This window comes from Micromonospora sp. NPDC006431 (genome assembly GCF_042870725.1).
In the GTDB taxonomy this organism is placed as follows: domain Bacteria; phylum Actinomycetota; class Actinomycetes; order Mycobacteriales; family Micromonosporaceae; genus Micromonospora.
Map to the genome: position 1 here is coordinate 50,454 of NZ_JBIAHQ010000006.1, position 19,651 is coordinate 70,104.

A 19,651-nucleotide genomic window follows, 5' to 3' on the forward strand; every position below is an offset into this window, starting at 1 on the left:
CGTCCATGAGCACGCTGAAGGATCGCCTCACCGCCGACATGCGCGCCGCCCTGAAGGCGCGCGACGAGCTGACCACCTCCACGCTGCGGATGGCCCTCGCGGCCGTGGGCAACGCCGAGGTCGCCGGCAAGGAAAAGCGCGAGCTCAGCGACGACGAGGTCCTCGCGGTGCTGACCAAGGAGGCGAAGAAGCGGCGCGAGGCGGCCACGGCCTTCGCCGACGCGGGCCGTGCCGAGCAGGCCGGCAAGGAGACCGCCGAGGGTGAGGTGCTGGAGCGTTACCTGCCGAAGCAGCTCTCCGACGCCGAGCTGACCGAGCTGGTCACGGGGGCGCTCGCCGCGGGCGGCTTCACCGGCAAGGCGCAGATGGGCCCGGCCATGAAGGCGGCCCAGGCGGCCGTGGCCGGCCGGGCCGAGGGCGGCCGGGTCGCCGCCGAGGTACGCCGACAGCTCGGTCTCTGACGAACGACGAAGCGGGCGGGCACCCCACCAGGGTGCCCGCCCGCTCTGTCGTTGGCCGGGTCAGCCGCGCGGTCGCGGCCCCCGGCCGTTGCCGTTGCCGTTGCCGGGCGGCGGGACCGCCGGGCCGCCGGGCCCCGTGCCGGTGCCGGGCTTCGGCTGGCCGGAGCTGACCTCGATCATCACCACGCCGCCCTTGATGGTGCGCCCGTCCGGGCTGGTGCCGGCGGCGGTGCCCGCCGGGCACTCCGACGGGCTCGGATTGCTGGAGACCACCGGGTCGAAGCCGGCGCCGCGCAGCCGCGACTTGGCGGCGTCGATCGACTGGCACTTCACGTTGGGGATGGAGCGCTGGTCGCCCTTGATGATCTTCCCGCTCGGCGGGGTGAACTCCTTCCGCTCCTTGCCCTTCATGGCGTCCCGCAGCGTCTCGGTCACCGCGGGGTTGATGCCGGTGAGCTCCTTGTGGCCCATCTTCTGGTTGGTCTGCGGCCAGTCCGGGTCGGCCATGATGCCGGCCACCGCGTACTGCTTGGTCATCGCGACCAGGGCCGAGGTCTTGTCCGAGTCGGTGGTGCCGGACTTGCCGGCCACCGGCGCGTTGACGATGCGGTGGACCTCGCCTGCGGTGGCCGTCTTGCACTCGGAGGTCGAGGAGCGGTCACCCACCGGGCAGCGGGCGGCGTCCACGGCGGCCCGGGCCACCTGGGTGTCGATCCGCTGCTCGCAGCGCGGGTTGGCGATGTCCAGCTTGTCGCCGTCCGGGCCGCGGATCTCCTGGACCGGGATCGGCTCGCAGTACTTGCCGTCGGCGGCCAGGGTGGCGTAGGCGTTGGCCAGCTCCAGCGGCGTGGTCTGCGAGACACCGAGGCTGAACGCACCCCACTGGTGCGCGTCCGCGGCGAGCTTGGCGTCGTCTGAGGAGCGGAAGGTGATGCCGAGCTTCTCCGCGGCCTTCACCACGTTCTCCGCGCCGACCTGCTGCTGGAGCGGGATGAAGTAGGTGTTGACCGAGAAGCCGAACGCGCTCCACATGTTGTGCACGCCGGCCATCGACTTCGAGGCGTTCTGCGGGCAGTAGAAGTGGGTGCCGGGGCAGGCAGCCTTCGAGCCCTGCTTGATGATGTAGTCGGACTTGAACTGCTGCTGCGCGTTGATGGTGTAGCTGAGCGGGATGCCCTTCTCCAGGGCCGCCACCAAGGTAAAGATCTTGAAGGTCGAGCCGGCCTGGTAGCCGTTGGCGCCACCGCCGCCGGTGACCAGCGGGTTGACTGTGTTCGGGTAGGTGCCCCGGATCTTCTTCTTGGCCTTCTTCGGGTCGCTGGAGAGCTTGTTCTGCGGATTCGTCGGATCGTCGAGCTTGAAGTTGCGGTTGACCGCGACGGCGCGGACCCGGCCGGTGCCGGGCTCGACCACCGCCACCATCCGGGCGGCCTTGCTGTTCACGCTCAGGTGGTTGCGGACCGCCTTGTCGGCGGCCCGCTGCGCCTGCACGTCCAGGCTGGTCGTGATGGAGTAGCCGCCGCTCTTCAGCCGGCGCTCGCGGTCGTACGTGGTGGCGCCGAAGGTCTCCTGCTGCATCCACCAGCGGTAGAAGTAGTCGCAGAAGAAGCCCCAGCTCTGCTCGTTGGCGGCGACGCAGCCGTTCGGAGCGCGCTTGTCCTTGACCACCAGCTTGATCTTCTTGGCCTCGTCGGCCTGCGCCTGGGTGATGGCGCCGATCTGCACCATGTTCTGGATGACGTAGTCGCGCCGCCCGACCGCCTCCGTGAAGCCGGACTTGGTGGTGGGGTCGAACGCGGTCGGCGCCTTCACCAGGCCGGCCAGCAGCGCCGACTCCTGGATGTCGAGCTTGCTCGGCAGCTTGCCGAAGTAGGTCTGACTCGCGGCGAAGATGCCGTACGCGCCGTTGCCGAAGGCGGCGATGTTCAGGTAGCGCTCCAGGATCTCGTCCTTGGAGAACTCCTTGTCGACCTGCATGGCCAGCGACATCTCACGCAGCTTGCGGGCGCTGGTGTCCTCGGTCGCGGCGACCACGTCGGCCGGGTGCGTGGCCGAGTACGAGATGGCCAGCCGGACGTACTGCATGGTCAGGGTGGACGCGCCCTGCCGGGAGTTGACCCCGGAGCTGTTGTTGACGAACGCGCGGGCGACGCCGTTGAAGTCGACGCCGTTGTGCTTGTAGAAGTTGTGGTCCTCGGCCGCGATGATGGCCTTCTGCATGTAGGGCGAGACGTCCTTGAGCTGGACCTCCTTGCGGTACTCGTCATACATCGCGGCCAACGCGGTCTTGCCGTCCGAGGCGTACAGGACGGTGGCCTGCGGGGACCGGGCCACGGTCAGTTCCTTGGGCAGCGCGCCAAAGGTCTCGGCCCCCGCCTTGGCGGCCAGTCCGGACATCGCCACTGCGGGGAAGGCCGCCGCCGCGACCACCACGCCGGCCAGCAGGCCACAGATGAGTAGCGATGCGGCGTTGGTCAGCACATTGTGGTCACGTTTCCGCATCCAGGTCACCTCGACAGGGTACGCGAGTAGGGAATGAGGGGCGCGCGGGGAACTTTCCCCATTTCCAGCACGCGCCGGCCTCGTTGTGCTAAACGCACGAACCCTGGCGGGTGGTTGCGTGGACCCGCAGAAGTCTCCCCCGAAAGGGGGAGCCGCGCAGCGTTTTCACGTACTCGGGTGGGGTAGACGGCGGGCGAGAGCCCGGGAAGCCGGGAGTGTCCGGAATGATGGATTTCGCCGACAACGTTGCGTAATCAGGCGACTACACAGCATGATGGTTGGCGGCGACAGAGCCGCATGTCGTCCGTGCCGCCCTGGGGAGGCAGGCCGGACGACCGGGGGGAGTTTCGACGGCTGGTCGCGTGACGTCGGTAGGTACTGCAAGGGGGGACGTTTACACATGGGCATGATCACTGACTGGCCGTCACTGGCGGCGTGTCAGAACGGTGACCCGGATGCGTTGTTCGTACAGGGCGCTGAACAGAACGTGGCGAAGCGGATCTGCCGGAGCTGCCCCGTGCGGTACGAGTGCCTGGCCGACGCGCTCGACAACCGGATCGAGTTCGGGGTGTGGGGTGGCATGACCGAACGCGAACGCCGGGCGTTGCTGCGCCGTCACCCGCAGGTGACCAGCTGGCGAAAGATGTTCGAGGCGGCCATGAAGAAGAACGCCAAGGAGAAGGCCGGCAAGGACAAGGTCCTGGTGACCACCGCGAACTGACCGCCGAGCCGTCCGGCCCGTCGGTCACCGCGGCTCACCGTTGGCTGATCGCCTCGCCGATCGTCCGCAGCCCGTCGACGTCGTGCACGTCGGCGGGCTGCGCCGTCACCGACACCGTCGGCACGGCCGGGAACGCCGCGGTGAACCGGGCCGCGACCCGCTGCTCGCGTACCGCCTGCTGGGCCAGCGCCGCGTGGGCCCGCAACACCTCGACGGTGCCCTCGTGCCCGCCGGCGTCCTCCAGCCGGGCCGCGGCAGCCCGGCTGTCGGCCGCGCTCAGCTCCGGCACCGCCGGCCGGTGCACCCGGTTGAGCACCAGGCCGGCCAGCGGCATGTGCTCCTCGCGCAGCCGGCCCGCGAAGTAGGCGGCCTCCCGCACCGCGTCCGGTTCCGGCACCGCGACCAGCAGGAACGCCGTCTCCCGTGCCTGCAGGATCCGGTACGTCTGCTCGGCCCGCTGCCGGAAACCGCCGAACATCGAGTCCAGCGCGGCGACGAAGCCGGAGAGGTCGGTGAGCAGCTGCGCCCCGAGCACCTTCTGCACGGCCTTGGAGAACATCCCGAAGCCGGCCGTCACGAAGCTGAACATGCTCCGCCCCCCGCTCCGGGCCGGGGCGAGCAGCAGCCGCAGCATCCGGCCGTCGAGGAACCGGGAGAGCCGGGCCGGCGCGTCCAGGAAGTCCAGCGCCGAACGGGACGGCGGGGTGTCCACCACGATCAGGTCCCACTCGCCCCGGGCGTGCAGCTGGCCCAGCTTCTCCATCGCCATGTACTCCTGCGTGCCGGCGAAGGTGGAGCTCATGGCCTGGTAGAAGGGGTTGGCGAAGATCTCCGCCGCCTTCGCCGGATCGGTGTGCTGGAGCACCACGTCGTCGAAGGTGCGCTTCATGTCGAGCATCATGGCGTGCAGCTCGCCGCCGCTGGCCTCGACGTCGATGCCCTTGACCTGGCGCGGGGTGTTGTCCAGTTCGGTCAGGCCGAGCGACTGGGCCAGCCGGCGGGCCGGGTCGATGGTGAGCACCACCGTCCGCCGGCCGTGCCGCTCGGCGGCCCGCAGCGCCAACGCGGCCGCCGTGGTGGTCTTGCCCACTCCGCCCGCCCCGCAGCACACCACGATCCGTACGCCGGGGTCGGCGAGGATCTGGTCGACGTCCAGCGGTGGCGCCGCGTCTTCGGAAGGCACCAATCGAGCGTATCGGTCTTCCGGGTGTCTCTGCTCCGTGCCGGCAGCAGGTGTGAGTCAATCCGCCCGGACGAGCGCCTCGGCCAGCGTCTCCAGCCCGGCCCGGTCGACCCCGTCGGGGAGCAGCGGCAGCTCGGTCAGGGGCAGCCCCAGCTCCACCAGGTCGGCCCGGAGCGAGTCCTCCAGCTCCCGGCGTACCTGCTGGTCGCGCGCCTCGCCGGTGAGGGCCGCGACGGTGCGCGCGTCGGTCGGCAGGCCGGCGGCCGCCAGCCCCCGCTTCAGCTCGGCGGAGGTCACCGCGCGGCCGGTCGGCACCGGCGGCCGGGCGCCGTTGACGATCACCCGGCCGACCGGGAAGCCCAGCTGGGTCAGCTCGGCGATCGCGTCGACCGTCTCCTGGACCGGCATCTCCTCCAGCAGTGTCACCACGTGCACCGCCGCCATGGGCGAGCGGAGCAGCACGGCGACCCCCTCGCTCTGGGTCTTGATCGGGCCGACCTTGGCCAGCCGGGCGGTCTCCGCGGTGACGTTGAGGAAGCGGCCGATCCGCCCGGTCGGCGGCGCGTCCAGCACCACCGCGTCGTACGCCCGGCGCTGGCCGTTGGTGCGGGTGGTCGCCTCCTTCACCTTGCCGGTGAGCAGCACGTCCCGCAGGCCCGGGGCGATGGTGGTGGCGAAGTCGATGGCGCCGAACTTGCGCAGCGCCCGGCCGGCCGCGCCGAGCTTGTAGAACATGTCCAGGTACTCGAGGAGCGCCTCCTCGGCGTCCACCGCCAGGGCCCGCACCTCGCCGCCGCCCCGGGCGTCGGTCAGGTGCCGCTCCTCGTAGGGCAGCGGGTCGGTGCCGAAGAGCTGGGCGATGCCCTGCCGCCCCTCCACCTCGACCAGCAGGGTGCGCCGGCCGCCGGCGGCCAGCCCGAGGGCCAGCGCCGCGGCCACGCTGGTCTTGCCCGTACCGCCCTTCCCGGTCACCACGTGCAGGCGGGCCGGCCATGCGGTGCCGGCCGGTTCGGCCGGGTGCTCAGCTGCTGCCACCCGTTGAGCTTAGAGCGCGCGTCGGTCGCCCGGCTCAGGCGACCTCGCAGACCCACCAACCCGTCTTCTGCACCACGGTGAAGCGCAACTCCTGGTCGGCCACCTTCTCGTCGGAGGTGGTCATGGTGACCTTGGTGGTCACCGTCGCCCGCTCCCCGGTCTGGTTGTCCACCTTCGGCGTGGTCCAGCGGAACCGGGGGTTGTGGTACTGCGTCGCGTACTTCTGCACCTCGGCGACCTTGGCGGCGATCTTCTTGTCGTCCCGTGCGGCAGAGCAGACGAAGGTGGCCGCCTTCCGGGCGTCCTGATCCTTGTAGACGGCGGTGAGGAAGCCGTTCACGGCGACCGCCGGCTCCTTCGCGCCCTTCCCCTCCTCGGCTTTGCGCAGCGTCAGGAACGCGGCGGTGCCGCCACCGCCACAGAGCAGGATCGCCGCGGCCAGCACGATCGAGGTGATCAGCAGCCCGCGCCGCTTCTTCGGACCCGCCGGCGCCGGCGGTGGCGGGTAGCCGGGCGCCGGCGCGGGGAACGCCCCCGGGGTCGGCGGGGGGTACGCCGCGGGGGGTGGCGCGGGGAATGCCCCGGGGGCCGGCGGGGCGTACGCCCCGGAGGCCGGCGCGGGGAATGCCCCCGGGGCCGGCGGGGGGTACGCCGCCCCGGGAGGCGGCGCGGCGCCGGCGGGCGGCTCCTGGTGGGACGGACCGCCGGGAGAACCGGCGGCGCCACCGATGGGCGGTTGGGTCATGTCATCCCCCGGGGTGCGGCGCGTCGTCGCCACCGGCGACGGACACGTGGACCAGCGTGGCGGGCGAGCGCTGGCGCCCGTCCAGATCGGAAGGGTAGCGGTCGATGGGCGCCTTGCCTGCCCCGCGTACCGGCTCGTCGCCCGCACGAGCGGGTCGGAGGCGGTCCTGCCGTCGTATTCCAGTCGAGAGATGTGTCGCATATGTGACTGAACGTGATTGCGTCTGCGCGTCCCGTTGCTGGGACTGCCATCAGGTCCTACGTTCGTCGCGACGCGGGACCGGAGCGGCGGTGGGTCCGAGCCGGATGGTGCTGACGGTGAGCAGGTACGACGCCCGGAGGATCGCATGCGCGACGCGGAGAACACCCCTCGAGCCCAGTTCGTCCCCGCTGACCGGGTGGGGCGGCCCGGTGATGCCGACGGGATCGGTCTGGCGCTGCCGTTCAACGAGCGGTCGTATCGCCACCCGGCTGAGGCGCTCCGCACGCTGGTCCGGTCAGGCGATCGGGTTCGGGACGAGGAGGAGCCCGGGTACGTCATCCACCTGCCGGTCCGGGTCGCCGACCTGGCGGCGGCGACCGCGCTCGCCGGCACCGTGGCCACCTCGCTCGGCTTCGTCAGCGAACTGGACGCCGGTGAGACGACGGTCTCCACGGCGGACGACCAGAACAACCGGCACCGCGTCTTCTGCGACCTGCCGCTGCCCGACCGGTCCCGTTGCCCGCAGCCGTACGAGCATGAGGGTCCCTGTGGCGAGCCGCCCTCGCCGCCGGGGCAACGTCCGGCGTCCCGCTGACACCGGCGGCCCGTAGGCTGTGCCTGACGAATCCACGCCAGGCAAGGGAGCCTTTACCTGATGCAGAAGTGGGAATACGCCACGGTCCCGCTGCTGGTCCATGCGACCAAGCAGATCCTCGACAACTGGGGCGAGGATGGCTGGGAGTTGGTCTCCGTGGTTCCCGGCCCGAACCCGGAGCAGCTCGTCGCCTACCTCAAGCGGCCGAAGGCGTGAGCGGCATGAGCGAGCGTAGCGAGCGAATCATCGGTCTCAGCGCGAAGTCGGCTCATGGCGACGCCGAGCGGAGCGAGGTGGCGGCATGAGCAACGGACCGCACGCGAAGCTCGCCGAGCTGGGCCTGGCCCTGCCCGAGGTGGTGCCGCCGGTGGCCAGCTACGTGCCGGCCGTCCAGTCCGGGCAGCACGTCTATGTCTCCGGCCAGTTGCCGATGGCGGAGGGCAAGCTGCTCGCCACCGGCAAGGTCGGCAACGGCGTCTCCGCCGACCAGGCGAAGGACCTGGCGCAGCGGTGCGCGCTGAACGCCATCGCCGCGATCGACTCGCTGGTCGGCCTGGAGAACGTGGTCAAGATCGTGAAGCTGACCGGCTTCGTGGCCAGCGCGCCGGGCTTCACCGGCCAGCCGGGCGTGATCAACGGCGCCTCCGACCTGTTCCTCGCGGTCTTCGGCGAGGCCGGCCGGCACGCCCGCAGCGCGGTCGGCGTCGCCGAGTTGCCGCTCGACGCCCCCGTCGAGGTCGAGGTCATCGTCGAGGTCGGCTGAGCCGCCGCTCACGCTCCGTCCCCGCGATCTTGCTGGTTCCGGCCCAGCGAAAGCCGTGAACGACCACAAATCACAGGCCAGAGCTGCAAGATCGTGGGGAGCGGCGGGCGGGGTCGTACGATCGCTGCCATGGGCGGGCATGTGACCGGGGCGGCAGGTGCCCTCGCGGACGAGCTGCCGGGGTGGGTGACGCTGCTGCGCGCCCCGAACCCGGGGCCGATGACGCTCGACGGCACCAACACCTGGGTGCTGCGCGCCCCCGGCGCCGAGCACGCGGTCGTCGTCGATCCGGGTCCGGCCGACGAGGAGCACCTGGCCGCGATCGCGGCGCACGGGCCGGTCGGGTCCGTGCTGATCACCCACGGGCACCCGGACCACACCGAGGGCTCGGCCCGGCTGCACGAGCTGCTCGGCGGCGCGCCCGTCCGCGCCGCCGACCCGGCCCACACCATCGGCGGTGAGCCGCTGACCGGGCCCGTCGACGGCTCGGGCCTGGAGATTCGCCTGCTGGCCACCCCGGGACACACCGCCGACTCGGTCTGCTTCCTGGTCGAGCACGGCGACGAGCGGGTGGTCCTCACCGGCGACACCATCCTGGGTCGGGGCACCACCGTGGTCGCCCACCCTGACGGGCACCTCGGGGACTACCTGACCAGCCTGGAGCTGCTGTCGACGTGCCGGGGGGTGCCGGCGCTGCCGGGGCACGGCCCGGCGCTGGCCGACTGCGGCGCGGCGGCCGACTTCTACCTCGCCCACCGCCGGGCCCGGCTCGACCAGGTCCGCGCGGCGGTCGCCGCGGGCGCCACCACCGCGCCCGAAGTGGTCGCCAAGGTGTACGCCGACGTCGACCGGTCGCTCTGGTGGGCCGCCGAGTGGTCGGTCCGCGCGCAGCTCGAGTACCTCGGAGTGGAGCAGCCGTGACCTGCCCGGTGTGCGGAACCGTCGCCGTACCCGGCGCGCGGTTCTGCCACAACTGCGGGGCTGCGCTGCCGGCCGCCGCGACGCTGCCCGCCGCCGAACGGCGGGTGGTCACCGTGCTCTTCGGCGACCTCTCCGACTTCACCTCCTGGTCCGAGGACCTCGACCCGGAACGGGTCGGCGCGGTGACCGACCGGGTGCTCGCCGCCCTCGCCGGTGCGGTCAAGACCTTCGGCGGCCACGTCGACAAGCTCACCGGCGACGGGATCATGGCGGTCTTCGGTGCGCCCGTCGCGCACGAGGACGACGCCGAGCGCGCGGTCCGGGCCGCGCTCTCCATGCAGCGGGCCGTCCGCCGGGTGCTCGACGACGAGCGGGGCGGCGGTGCGCCGCTCGGCCTGCGGGTCGGGCTGAACACCGGCGACGTGATCGCCGGCATCCAGGCGGCGATCGAATACACCGTCATCGGCGACACGGTGAACACCGCGGCCCGGCTCGCCGACGCCGCCGCGGTCGGTGCGGTCTACGGCGGTGCGCGGACCGCCGCCGCCACCCGGCACGTCGCCTCCTGGCGGGCGCTGCGCCCGCTGCGGCTCAAGGGCAAGCGCGAGCCGGTCGAGGCGTACGAGCTGCTGGGTCTCCTGGACGCGCCGGGCACCCGGTCCGGTCTCGGCGACGAGGCGCCCTTCGTGGGCCGGGAGACCGAGATCGGCCGGGTCGCCGGCCGGCTCGCCGAGGTGATCGATCGAGGCGAGCCCCGGGTGCTGCTGATGACCGCCGAGGCGGGGATCGGCAAGTCCCGGTTCGCCGCCGAGGTGGAACGCCTCGCCGCCGGCTACGACGTGGGCGCCGGCCGGTACGCCGCGCACACCGGTGCCCGGGTGCTCTCCGTACGCTGCGCCGCGTTCGGCGAGCGGCGTCGGCTCGCCCCGCTGGCCGATCTGGTCCGGGCCGCGGTCGGTCTGCCCAACGACGCCGCCACCGCGCTCACCCGTCCGGCCGTGGAGGAGCGGCTGCGCCGGCTCGGCCAGCGGCTCGGCCGGCTCCCCGGCGAACTGCCCCCGCTCGCCGTCGACCAGCTCCTCGCGCTGCTCGGCTACGCCGAACTCCCGCCTGCCACCGGCAACGGCGAGTGGAACCCGGCCGCCCCGCCGCCGGACGCCGAGGCGGTGCCGAATGCGGTCACCGGCCTGCTCAGCGCGCTCGCGGTCGAGGCGCCACTGGTGATCGTGGTGGACGACCTGCACGACGCCACCGCCGAGACCGTCAACGCACTCGGCGTGACCCTCAACCGGCTCACCGGCCCGGTGCTGGTGCTGCTGCTCGGCCGCCCGGAGCTGGTGCGTACCGCCGGCGCGCTGACCCGGGTCGCGGACGCCGAGGTGCACGCGCTGCCGCCGCTGCGCGGTGCCGACGCGGCCCGGCTGCTCACCACCTACCTGGGGGGCGGGAAGCTGCCCCAGGCCGACGCCGACCGGCTGCTGGCCACCGCCCAGGGCAACCCGTTCTACCTGGCCGAGCTGGTCACCCTGCTGATGGAGCGGGGCGCGCTGACCGCGGGCGCGGACCGGGACATTCCCGGTGGCTGGCGGCTGGCGCCCGGCTCGCTGGGCAGCCGGCTGCTCTCCCGGGACCTGGCCGCCGTGCTCGCGGCGCGGATCGACGCGCTGCCGGTGGACGCCCGCTCGGTGCTGCGCGACGCGGCGGTGGTCGGCGACACCGTGCCGGCCGGCAGCCTGGAGGCGCTCCGCGAGCAGCGCACCGGCCGGGACGGCCGCCCGGGGGCGGTGGTCGCGGTCGAGCTGGAGCGGGCCGTGGAGGAGTTGCTGCAGCGCCGCATGCTGCACCGCACCCGCACCGGCTTCGCCTTCGCCACCCCGCTGATGCGCGAGGCCGCGTACGCCGGGGTCAGCAAGGCGGAGCTGGCCGAGCGGCACGCGGCGCTGGCCCGCTGGGCCGCCGCGGAGAGCGCCGACGGCGCCGCCCTGCCCGGTGGGTTCAGCGAGGCGGCCCGGGACGACTTCGTGGCCGAACACGTGGCGCGGGCCGCTGCGCTCGCCGACGCGGTGAAGCTGCGCCCCGACGCGCCGGCCCGCGCGGTGGCCCCGCTGGGCGTCGCCGCGCTCGGCCGGGCCGCCCGCCGCGCGCTGCGCTCCGGCGAGCCGGCCCTGGCCGTCGAGTACGCCGAGCGCGCCGCCGAGCTGGCCCGCGACGGCGTGCCGCTGGCCGACCAGGTGGTGCACGCCCGGGCGTTGCTCCAGGTCGGCCGCCCCCACGACGCGCTCGCCTTCGCGGAGAAGATCGCGGCCAACACCGGCGACGCGGCCACCCGGGCCGGTACCCTGCTGCTCGCCGGGCAGGCCCACCAGACCCTCGGCGACCAGGCCCGGACGGAACGCTGCTGGCAGGAGGCCCTTCAGGTGGCCACGGCGGCCGAGCTGCCGACGATGCGTGCCTCGGCGATGCGCCGGCTCGGCATGGCCGACTTCGTCGCCGGCCGGCTCGGCCAGGCGAGCAGCCGGCTGGCCGCCTCCTACCAGGTCAGCCTCGCCGCGAAGGACCCGCGCGGGCAGGCCTGGTCGTTGCAGAACCTGGCCTGGGTGACCACCACCCGGGGCGACTTCGCCGGCACCGACGCGGTGCTCGGCCGGGCCGCCCGGCTCTTCGCCGAGCTGAAGGACCCGTACGGCCGGGCCTGGCTGCGCGGCACCACCGCGTTCGCCCGGCTGCTCGCCGGCCGGCTCCGGGAGGCCTGCCGGATGGCGCAGGTCTTCCTCCCCTTCGGCGAGCGGGTCGGCGAGGCGTGGGCGGTCGGCACGCTGCGCGCGGTCGAGGCGTACGCCACCGCGGAGCTGGGTGAGCTGGCCGAGGCGGACCGGGCGGCGCGGCGCGCGTACCGGGACTTCGCCGAGGTCGGCGACGACTGGGGGCAGGGCTTCGCCCTGGTGGTACGCGGGGTGGTGGCACGCGGGCTGGGCGAGCCGGAGCACGCCGCCGACCTGCTCACCGACGCCCTCGCGTACGCCGGCCGGACGTCGCACCCGCTGCTCACCGGAATGGCCGGCACGCTGCGCGGGTTCGTGGCGCTGGACCTGGGCGACTGGGAGACCGCCGAGCAGGCGGCCCGGTCGGTGCTCACCACGGTGGAGCCGCACAACCCGCAGGCCCCCGCCCAGGTGGCGCCCCGGGTGCTGCTCGCCCTGGCCCGGCTCGCCGACGACGACCCGGCGACCGCGGTGGGGCTGCTCGCCCCGGTCGCGACCGCCGCCGCCCACACCCCCTCGCTGCTCTTCTCCCGCCGCCAGACCATGGCCCGGTATGCCTCCGCGCTGCTCGCCCACGGCCAGCCGGTGCAGGCGCTGGACTGGGCGCAGCGGGCGGTCGCCGCCCCCGCCGAGGACGTTCGCAGCCAGGTGATCGGGGCCTGCGTGCTGGCCGAGACGCTGGCCGCGTGCGACCGCCCGGCCGAGGCGCTGGCCAGCGCCGAAGAGGCGGTACGCCTGGCGTACGCCACCGAGCAGCGCAGCGAGCGGGCGATCGCCGACGCCCTCCACACCCGCCTGACCCCCTGACCACCCCCCCCGCGCCGAGGTCCGTGCAGATTCACGGAAACGCGCCAGGCCCTCCGTGAAGCTGCCGCTACGTGCGGGGCGGAGCGGGCAGTTTTGGCGGTTTCGGGGATGTGGGCGGCGGGGGTGGCGGCTAGCCTCGGTGGCCGAGGAGGCCGCACATGTCGGCGGTCGTGGGTGGGGAGGACTCATGAGGCTGCCGCGCTCGGGCGCCGGCTGGACGATCACGGTCTTCGGCGTGCTGGCGCTGCTCCTCGGCGCGCTCGGGCTGATCTGGCCGGAGGCGCAGCTGCGCATGCTCGGCTTCGAGGTGCCGGCCGAGCGGGCCCCGGGTGACTACACCGGCACGTTCCTCACCGCGTCCTCGATGGCCTCGTTCAACATGGGGGTCTACTACCTGCTCGCCGTCGCCACCGAGTGGCGGCCGTTCTACCGGTTCACGGTCTGGTTCCGGCTGGTCACGTTCACCGTCTTCAGCATCGCCGTGCTCTCCGACGTCGCCCCGGACCGGTTCTTCGGGGTGGCCGCCTGGGAGGGGCTGGGTGCGGTCGCGACCGCGGTCGGCCTCCGGTGGGACGCCCGGCGGGCGGCCGCCGCGGGTGGCCTGGACGACGACGCTGCCGGCTCCGGCCCCGTGCCGGCGGCCGACGCGGTGCGCTGAGCGACCCGACTGGTTGGGTATTTTCGAGTCGTGACCGAGACCCCGCCCGGTGCCCTGCGGCTGCCCATCGTGCCCGGTCTGACCGACTTGAGGGTCTTTGCCCGGGGTGGCTACGCCACCGTCTACCGGGCCACCCAGATCTCGGTGGGGCGCGAGGTCGCGGTCAAGGTGGAGAACCGCACGCTGGACAGCGAGCGGGACCAGGCACGCTTTCTGCGTGAGGCGCGGGCGGCCGGCAAGATGTCGTCGCATCCGCACGTGGTCGACCTCTTCGACGTCGGGGTCACCGTCGACCAGCACCCGTATCTGATCATGGAGCTCTGCGACGGGTCGTACGCGGAGCGGATGCGTACCTCGCCGCTGGGCGCGGTCGAGACGCGGGACCTGGGCGTCAAGATCGCCGACGCGCTCGCCCACTCGCACGCGGCCGGGGTGCTGCACCGGGACGTCAAGCCGGCCAACATCCTCTACTCCCACTTCAACCCGGCGGTGCTGGCCGATTTCGGGCTGGCGGTGCTGGCCGAGGTGCGGGACGCCTCGGTCACCCTGGAGGTGCTCACCCCGGCGTACGCGCCGCCGGAGATGTTCAACCACAGCCCGCCGACGCCCGCGGTAGACGTGTACGCGCTCTGCGCCACCCTCTACGCCGTGATGCACGGCCGGCCGCCGCGCTGGCAGTCCGAGCGCAACCCCAGCCTGGTCACCGTGCTGGAGATGTTCCACCAGCCGATCCCCGGCCTGCCCGGGATTCCCGACGAGTTGATCGACGTGCTGCGGCTCGGCATGTCCAACGACCCGGGCGAGCGCCCGTCCGCCGTGGAGTTGGGCGGGATGCTCGCCGCGCTCCCGCTCGACCCGGGCACCGCCCCGGTCAGCGGCGCCCCGAGCTCCGCGTTTCCGGTCAGCGGTCCCGGCACCGGCCGGCCGTACACGGTGGGGCGGAGCGGCGGGCCGAGCCCGCGCCCGCCGGCGGACGACGCCCACCCGACCGTGCCCACGCCGGGCCGCCGGTGGCGGCGCCGCTGGTTCCTCGGCGGCGCGGGGGTCCTCGCGCTGGCCGCCTCGGCCGGCGCCGGAGCGTGGCTGGCCGGCGGCCCGCCCGTCCCGCTGGCGTCGCCCACGCCGGCGGTCAGCGGGGTCGTCGAAGCGGGCAAGGTGCTGCCGGGCTGCGCGGCCGGCGGGGTACGGCTGCCGGCGGGTGCCCGCTGTGCGTCCGAACTGGAGTGTTTCGGACCGGTACGGCTGCGCCGCGACCGGGCCGAGGCGGACCGGGTGTCGTGCGACGGCCAGCACACCTGGGAGACGTACGCCGAGGGTGATCTGCCGGCGACCCTGGCCGGGGCGGGCCACCACGCGGTCACCGCCGATCCCGCCGTCCGGCAGGTCTGCAATGTCAGCACCTTCCGCCTGGTCAGCGGCATCAACCCGGCGGCCGGGTGGAACCTGGAGGTGCTGCCGCCGTCCGACCAGGACGGGGACCGCACCTACCGTTGCCTGGCCGGGCAGGGCGTGAACTCGCTCGCCGTGCCGACCCTCACCGGTCGCTGAGCCCGTTCACCGTCCGATGTTCCCGGACCTCCCGGGGATCGAGCGCCTCCAGCGTGTCGGCGTCCACCGGGTGCCCACCGGGCGCCGGCGAGTCCTCGGTCGGGGCGCCGTCGCCGTGGGCCTGCCGCGGGGCCTGCCGGGCGGCGGCCACCGCCACGCCGGCGATCATCCCGAGCACCACGCAGAGCAGGGCCAGGATCACCGACCGGATGCCCGCGGGGCGCCACACCACCAGCGTCACCAACGCCGCCACCGCCGCCAGGGACGCGACGAGGGCCTTCACCCGCGCATCGGGCTTCGGAAACGAACTCACCCGACAAGCATGACCCAAGACCACCCTCGCAAGAGGATGGCGGGAGCATGAAAAGCGTCGATCGAGAAAATTCCGTTACATCAATCGGCAATTTGTCCGTTCAGTCCGCGTTTGACGGGCGGCCTGCGTTGGCGGTGATCCCTAGAGTGGCGGGGGTCGAGGCCACCTTGACAGATCCCGTTCCCCACCGGAAGGCAGCCACATGCCACGTGCAATCCGGTCCCTGACCGCAACAGGGATCGCCGGCATCGTCCTCGCCGGATCGGCGGTCGCGCCCGCCGCGGCCGCCACGGCGCAGCCGGCCGCGTCCGACCGGACCAGCGCCGTCGAGGCGCGCCGGGTCGACCGCGTGCCGACGCCGAAGCTCGACTGGTACGCCTGCTACGGCTACGCCGAGTGCGCCACCGTCCGCCTGCCGCTGGACTACGACAACCCGAAGGGTGCCAGCACCGAGATCGCGGTGCTGCGGGTCAAGGCCCGCGACCAGAAGCACAAGATCGGCAGTCTCTTCCTCAACCCGGGTGGCCCAGGCGGCTCCGGCACCAGCATCGCGCTCGCCGCGCCGTACTTCCTCGGCGACAGCCTGCTCGACCGCTTCGACCTCGTCGGCGTCGACCCGCGCGGCGTCGCCGCCAGCGACAACGTCAAATGCTTCCGCTCGGTCAAGGACCAGATGAAGGCGGGTGCCGGGCTGAACGTCGCCTTCCCGTGGACGAAGGCCGAGGAGAAGGCGTACATCGCCTCGTCCAAGGCGGTCGGCAAGGCCTGCTCGACCACCGGCAAGCCGCTCACCGGCGCGGCGTCCACCGCCGAGGTGGCCCGCGACATGGACGTGCTGCGCCGCGCGGTCGGCGACAAGAAGCTGACCTACCTGGGCTTCAGCTACGGCACGGCGCTGGGCCAGTACTACGCCAACATGTTCCCGGACCGGGTCCGCGCCCTCGTCATCGACGGGGTGCTCAACCCGAACGCCTGGGTCGGCCAGGGCAAGGCCCGCGACCAACTGCAGGAGAGCCGGCTGCGCAGCGCCGACGGCGCTTACCGGGCGCTGCACGAGATCCTGGTCCGCTGCGCCAAGGCCGGCGCGGACAAGTGCGAGCTGGCGTCCTCCGGCGACCCGGTCGCCGCGTACGAGACGGTGGCGAAGCGACTGCGCAATAAGCCGGTGGTGATCGACGACCCGGACCACGGCACGTTCACCATCAGCTACGCCGACTTCGTCGGCGCCAGCCTCAGCGCGCTGTACAGCCCGTACGGTTGGGCGGACATCGACGGACTCACCAGCGAGCTGCTGGTGCTGACCGATCCGGCGTCGGCGTCGGCGGCCCGCCGGTCGCAGGCGCAGACCGCGGTGGCCGAGCGCGCCACGCAGGCCCGGAAGCAGCGCGGCTACGACTTCCCGTACGACAACGGGCTGGAGACGTTCCTGACGGTGGACTGCACCGACGCGTACCACCCGAAGAGCGCCGACGCCTGGCCGGCGCTGGCCGCCAAGGAGGACAAGCGGGCCCCGTACTTCGGGCGGACCTGGGCGTGGGCCACGTCGCCCTGCGCCCGCAACACCTGGACGGTGCGGGACGAGGACGCCTACACCGGCCCGTTCAACCGGCGCACCAGCGCCCCGGTGCTGGTGGTCGGCAACTACTGGGACCCGGCGACCAACTACCAGGGTGCGGTCAGCTCGGCGGCGCTGCTGCCGAACAGCCGCCTGGTCAGCAGCGACAGCTGGGGCCACACCGCGTACGGCACCTCGGCCTGCGTAACCGGCGCCGTCGACGCGTATTTGCTGAACGGGACGCTGCCGGCGAAGGGCACCGTCTGCACCGGTGACGACCAGCCGTTCGTGGACGCGCCGGAGGCGCCGGACGCGCGGGCGACCGCGACGAAGAGCGACCTCGCCCGGGCGGGCGCGCCGGGCCGGGGCGAGCCGAAGCGGCTCCCGCCGGTGGTCGCGCCGCTGCCGGCGGTCGGCACGCTGACCGTCCGCTGACGGACCCCCGGGGTACGGCGGGCGTTCGGGCGCCCGCCGTACCCCGGGCCGTGCGGATCTGCGCGTCCGGCTGAAAGGATGACGCGATGTCGTCGCTCGCGATACCCCAGGTGACCTGTCTCGGTGGGCATCCGCGCGGGGCGGGCGAGACACCGGGGCTCACCGTGGTCCTCGACCGCTCCGGCATCCGGCTACGCCGGCGGATCCGTCAGTTCCTGACCGTCGCCTGGCCCACGTTGCGCGGGCTGGACGTCCGGGCCCCCGGCCACATCATGGCGTTGACTCACCTCCGTCTGGTGGTCGGCGGTGGTTCGCTCCTGGACCTGTCCCTGGATCAGGGGGTGTGCCGGTTGTACGTCGACGGCGTCCCCGCCGCGGAGCTGCGGGCGCGGCTCGCGGCGTGGGTGGCGGACGAGGCAGGGCCGCCCGAGCCCCTGCCCGCCATGCCCCCGCCGCCCCCGCGCGCGGTGGGCGGTCCGCTCGACGTGGTCCGGGCGTCCCTCGACGTCTGGCGTGCGGCCGGACTGGGCCGGGAGGCCGTCCGCGACCGTGCCACCCTGGTGTACCGGCTGAGCCTCGCCGAGGACCACCGCCGATGGGGACGGTCCACCGAGGCCATCGCCCTGCTCGAGCCCCTGGCCGCCGGGGCGGCGCAGGCGTTCGGACCGGTCGACGACGACACCCTGAAGGTCCGCAACGCGCTCGGTCAGGCGTACTTCGAAGCCGGGCAGGTCGACGACGGGCTGGACGTGTTGCGGGAGGTCGTGGCCGCCGCCGAGCAGCTGCACGGCAGCGACGGCGAACTGACTCTCGTCGTCCGGAACAACCTGGCGGTGGGTTACCAGCACGCCGGCCAGTACGCGCAGGCCATCGAGCTGCACACGGAGAACATCCGGCACAGCGAGCGGAGCCTCGGGCGGGACAGCCTCGACACCATCGGCCGGCGCAACAACCTGGCCGCCACCCTCGCGCTGGCCGGGTACCGAAAACGGGCGATCGACCTGTACTGGACGGTGCTCGACTCGGTGCAGGAGATCGCCAGCGACCACAGCCTGGCGGTCAACGCCCGCCAGAACCTCGCCATCCTGCACAATCCGTCCTGGCAGCCGTGACGGCCCGAGGGCCGCAGGTCAGGTGCGGGGCGGCGACGGCTCGGCGGATCTGGCCCGACGGGCGTGTGGAACGACGCCGTCCTTGCGGACGATCGCGGTGAGCTGTTCGCCGATCTCCCGGGTGAACCGGTCCGGACACGACAGTCCGAGCTGGACCGCCAACTCCCGGCCGTACAGGTCGACGGCGGCTTCGACCAGGTCGGCGTACACGCTCACGGCGAGGCGGGCGCGGTACCGGGCAATGAGCAGGGCCGCCAGGCCGACGGCCAGGGCCGGCCACCAGAACGCCCCGAGGGCGACGTACAGGACGCCCCAGCCGGCCAGCCGGGCCGCCGACGCGCACCGGTCCTGCACCGCCGTCAGTTCGCCGCGCGCCTCGGCGGGGAGGAGCAGCCACAGTCGCGGCCACACGGCCGCCAGGTCGATCCCGTAGCTTCGGTGCACCCGTACGTCGGCCGCGTGCAGCCGGTCACCGACCCAGGTGGGTCGCGCCGGCTCCACGAGGCAGATCGCCGTGCGGCGGGCGATGGCCTGGTGGGCCCGGTTTCGCACCGTTGGGTCGCCGGTGTCCGCGAGGAGCGCCCGCTCGGCCGCCACCACCTCGGCGTCCGCCCGCTCCCACCGGCGGCGGCGCCGGTCGGCGAGCCGGCGCAGCACCGGCACGGATCCGGTCAGGCTCCACGTCCACGAGACGAACACGCCCACCGACTGCGCGGTGAGCCCGGCCGCCGCCGCACCGAGCAGGAACGCGGCCGCGGCGATCAGCAGGGGCCCGCCGCGTCCACCGGCCAGCCCGGCAAACCAGACCGGCAGGATCCGGAGATCCACGGCGTGCTGGTGGCCGAGGACGTGGGCCAGGACCACCGCGGCGGCGAAGAGCGCCCCCGGCAGCATCAGCGCCACCGTCCACCGGGTCACCAGCTGCTTGCCCAACTCGGCCAGGAACGCGTTCACAACGTGGTCCGGCTCTCCACGAACGGCGTGCCGGTCAGCCCGCACACCGGCCGGTCGCCGTCGTCGATCGGGGCCTTCCTAGGGCACGGTCCCGGACTCGGACAGCCCCAGGCGAGGACCGCCGGATGGCCGCCTCCGCCGAGCCACGGCTCGAACCCGCGTACGCCGGTGGTGAGCCCGTCGATGCCGTTGCGGGCGAATGCCCCGTCGAGCCGGTCGAGGTCCTCCTCCAGCTGCCGGTCCAGGCGTCCCTGGCCGACCGCGTCGACGATCCGGTCGAGCACGTCGGCGACGCCGTACCGCTCGGCATGCTCACGCAGCTGCCCGCTGGCCTGTCGGCACAGCCGACCGATGCGCTCCGGAACGATTTCCAAGGCCGC

Annotated in this window: 18 protein-coding genes; 11 read left to right on the forward strand and 7 right to left on the reverse strand. The window is 73.4% G+C overall.

Features of this window, described 5'->3' with window-relative positions:
- Positions 1-5: 5 nt before the first annotated feature.
- Positions 6-461, forward strand: a complete 456-nt coding sequence (locus ACFYM6_RS13470; protein ID WP_387275177.1) for a GatB/YqeY domain-containing protein — start codon at positions 6-8, stop codon at positions 459-461.
- Between the two features lie 60 nt (positions 462-521).
- Here ACFYM6_RS13470 and ACFYM6_RS13475 read toward each other — a convergent pair whose 3' ends face one another.
- Positions 522-2,963, reverse strand: a complete 2,442-nt coding sequence (locus ACFYM6_RS13475; protein WP_387275179.1) for a transglycosylase domain-containing protein — start codon at positions 2,961-2,963, stop codon at positions 522-524.
- Between the two features lie 400 nt (positions 2,964-3,363).
- On the opposite strand from ACFYM6_RS13475, the gene ACFYM6_RS13480 reads away from it, so the two are divergent.
- Positions 3,364-3,684, forward strand: coding sequence for a WhiB family transcriptional regulator (locus ACFYM6_RS13480; protein ID WP_046564004.1), 321 nt, complete (start codon positions 3,364-3,366; stop codon positions 3,682-3,684).
- Between the two features lie 34 nt (positions 3,685-3,718).
- Here the strand turns inward: ACFYM6_RS13480 and ACFYM6_RS13485 are convergent, their stop codons facing one another.
- Genes ACFYM6_RS13485 through ACFYM6_RS13495 form a run of 3 tightly spaced genes read right to left on the reverse strand, consistent with a single transcriptional unit; the run spans position 3,719 to position 6,647 of the window.
- Positions 3,719-4,870, reverse strand: coding sequence for an ArsA family ATPase (locus tag ACFYM6_RS13485; protein ID WP_387275181.1), 1,152 nt, complete (start codon positions 4,868-4,870; stop codon positions 3,719-3,721).
- A gap of 54 nt (positions 4,871-4,924) precedes the next feature.
- Complete coding sequence (locus ACFYM6_RS13490; protein WP_387275183.1) at positions 4,925-5,902, reverse strand: ArsA-related P-loop ATPase; 978 nt, start codon at positions 5,900-5,902, stop codon at positions 4,925-4,927.
- Between the two features lie 34 nt (positions 5,903-5,936).
- Entirely contained in the window at positions 5,937-6,647 is a 711-nt protein-coding gene (locus ACFYM6_RS13495; protein ID WP_387275185.1) for a hypothetical protein, read from the reverse strand.
- 346 nt (positions 6,648-6,993) lie between these two features.
- On the opposite strand from ACFYM6_RS13495, the gene ACFYM6_RS13500 reads away from it, so the two are divergent.
- From ACFYM6_RS13500 to ACFYM6_RS13530, 7 genes are all read left to right on the forward strand, one after another.
- Positions 6,994-7,443: a hypothetical protein gene (locus tag ACFYM6_RS13500; protein WP_387275187.1), complete on the forward strand. Its 450-nt coding sequence runs from the start codon at positions 6,994-6,996 to the stop codon at positions 7,441-7,443.
- A 60-nt stretch (positions 7,444-7,503) separates the two neighbouring features.
- Entirely contained in the window at positions 7,504-7,659 is a 156-nt protein-coding gene (locus tag ACFYM6_RS13505) for a DUF4177 domain-containing protein (RefSeq protein WP_013736319.1), read from the forward strand.
- 85 nt (positions 7,660-7,744) lie between these two features.
- Entirely contained in the window at positions 7,745-8,206 is a 462-nt protein-coding gene (locus ACFYM6_RS13510) for a RidA family protein (protein ID WP_357439416.1), read from the forward strand.
- 129 nt (positions 8,207-8,335) lie between these two features.
- The gene (locus tag ACFYM6_RS13515; RefSeq protein WP_387275188.1) at positions 8,336-9,127 is read left to right on the forward strand and encodes an MBL fold metallo-hydrolase; all 792 of its coding nucleotides are present in this window, start codon (positions 8,336-8,338) and stop codon (positions 9,125-9,127) included.
- Positions 9,124-12,696 carry an adenylate/guanylate cyclase domain-containing protein gene (locus ACFYM6_RS13520; RefSeq protein WP_387275190.1) on the forward strand — a complete coding sequence of 1,191 codons (3,573 nt, stop codon included), beginning with the start codon at positions 9,124-9,126 and terminating at the stop codon, positions 12,694-12,696. The genes ACFYM6_RS13515 and ACFYM6_RS13520 overlap by 4 nt, the downstream gene beginning before the upstream one ends.
- Positions 12,697-12,883: 187 nt before the next feature.
- Complete coding sequence (locus ACFYM6_RS13525) at positions 12,884-13,354, forward strand: hypothetical protein (protein ID WP_387275192.1); 471 nt, start codon at positions 12,884-12,886, stop codon at positions 13,352-13,354.
- A gap of 30 nt (positions 13,355-13,384) precedes the next feature.
- On the forward strand, positions 13,385-14,902 hold the full coding sequence (locus tag ACFYM6_RS13530) for a serine/threonine-protein kinase (RefSeq protein ID WP_387275194.1): 1,518 nt from the start codon (positions 13,385-13,387) through the stop codon (positions 14,900-14,902).
- Here the strand turns inward: ACFYM6_RS13530 and ACFYM6_RS13535 are convergent.
- Positions 14,889-15,215, reverse strand: a complete 327-nt coding sequence (locus tag ACFYM6_RS13535; RefSeq protein ID WP_387275196.1) for a hypothetical protein — start codon at positions 15,213-15,215, stop codon at positions 14,889-14,891. The two genes, ACFYM6_RS13530 and ACFYM6_RS13535, sit on opposite strands and share 14 nt — an antisense overlap.
- A 202-nt stretch (positions 15,216-15,417) precedes the next feature.
- Between ACFYM6_RS13535 and ACFYM6_RS13540 the strand changes: the two genes are divergently transcribed.
- Both ACFYM6_RS13540 and ACFYM6_RS13545 read left to right on the forward strand, forming a co-directional pair.
- Positions 15,418-17,205, forward strand: coding sequence for an alpha/beta hydrolase (locus tag ACFYM6_RS13540; RefSeq protein ID WP_387275198.1), 1,788 nt, complete (start codon positions 15,418-15,420; stop codon positions 17,203-17,205).
- Between the two features lie 86 nt (positions 17,206-17,291).
- Positions 17,292-18,317: a tetratricopeptide repeat protein gene (locus tag ACFYM6_RS13545; RefSeq protein WP_387275200.1), complete on the forward strand. Its 1,026-nt coding sequence runs from the start codon at positions 17,292-17,294 to the stop codon at positions 18,315-18,317.
- A gap of 18 nt (positions 18,318-18,335) precedes the next feature.
- On the opposite strand, the gene ACFYM6_RS13550 is transcribed toward ACFYM6_RS13545, so the two are convergent.
- Together ACFYM6_RS13550 and ACFYM6_RS13555 are read right to left on the reverse strand one after the other, a co-directional pair.
- A complete protein-coding gene (locus ACFYM6_RS13550) occupies positions 18,336-19,271 on the reverse strand; it encodes a hypothetical protein (RefSeq protein WP_387275202.1) in 936 nt (311 codons plus the stop codon).
- Positions 19,268-19,645: a hypothetical protein gene (locus ACFYM6_RS13555; protein ID WP_387275204.1), complete on the reverse strand. Its 378-nt coding sequence runs from the start codon at positions 19,643-19,645 to the stop codon at positions 19,268-19,270. The genes ACFYM6_RS13550 and ACFYM6_RS13555 overlap by 4 nt, the downstream gene beginning before the upstream one ends.
- Positions 19,646-19,651: the final 6 nt, after the last annotated feature.

Coding starts and splice junctions, on each gene's coding strand:
- ACFYM6_RS13545 (WP_387275200.1), top strand. CDS start 17,292: ATGTCGTCGCTCGCGATACCCCAGGTGACCTGTCTCGGTGGGCATCCG.
- ACFYM6_RS13500 (WP_387275187.1), top strand. CDS start 6,994: ATGCGCGACGCGGAGAACACCCCTCGAGCCCAGTTCGTCCCCGCTGAC.
- ACFYM6_RS13470 (WP_387275177.1), top strand. CDS start 6: ATGAGCACGCTGAAGGATCGCCTCACCGCCGACATGCGCGCCGCCCTG.
- ACFYM6_RS13505 (WP_013736319.1), top strand. CDS start 7,504: ATGCAGAAGTGGGAATACGCCACGGTCCCGCTGCTGGTCCATGCGACC.
- ACFYM6_RS13510 (WP_357439416.1), top strand. CDS start 7,745: ATGAGCAACGGACCGCACGCGAAGCTCGCCGAGCTGGGCCTGGCCCTG.
- ACFYM6_RS13540 (WP_387275198.1), top strand. CDS start 15,418: ATGCCACGTGCAATCCGGTCCCTGACCGCAACAGGGATCGCCGGCATC.
- ACFYM6_RS13495 (WP_387275185.1), bottom strand. CDS start 6,647: ATGACCCAACCGCCCATCGGTGGCGCCGCCGGTTCTCCCGGCGGTCCG.
- ACFYM6_RS13525 (WP_387275192.1), top strand. CDS start 12,884: ATGAGGCTGCCGCGCTCGGGCGCCGGCTGGACGATCACGGTCTTCGGC.
- ACFYM6_RS13515 (WP_387275188.1), top strand. CDS start 8,336: ATGGGCGGGCATGTGACCGGGGCGGCAGGTGCCCTCGCGGACGAGCTG.
- ACFYM6_RS13475 (WP_387275179.1), bottom strand. CDS start 2,963: ATGCGGAAACGTGACCACAATGTGCTGACCAACGCCGCATCGCTACTC.
- ACFYM6_RS13480 (WP_046564004.1), top strand. CDS start 3,364: ATGGGCATGATCACTGACTGGCCGTCACTGGCGGCGTGTCAGAACGGT.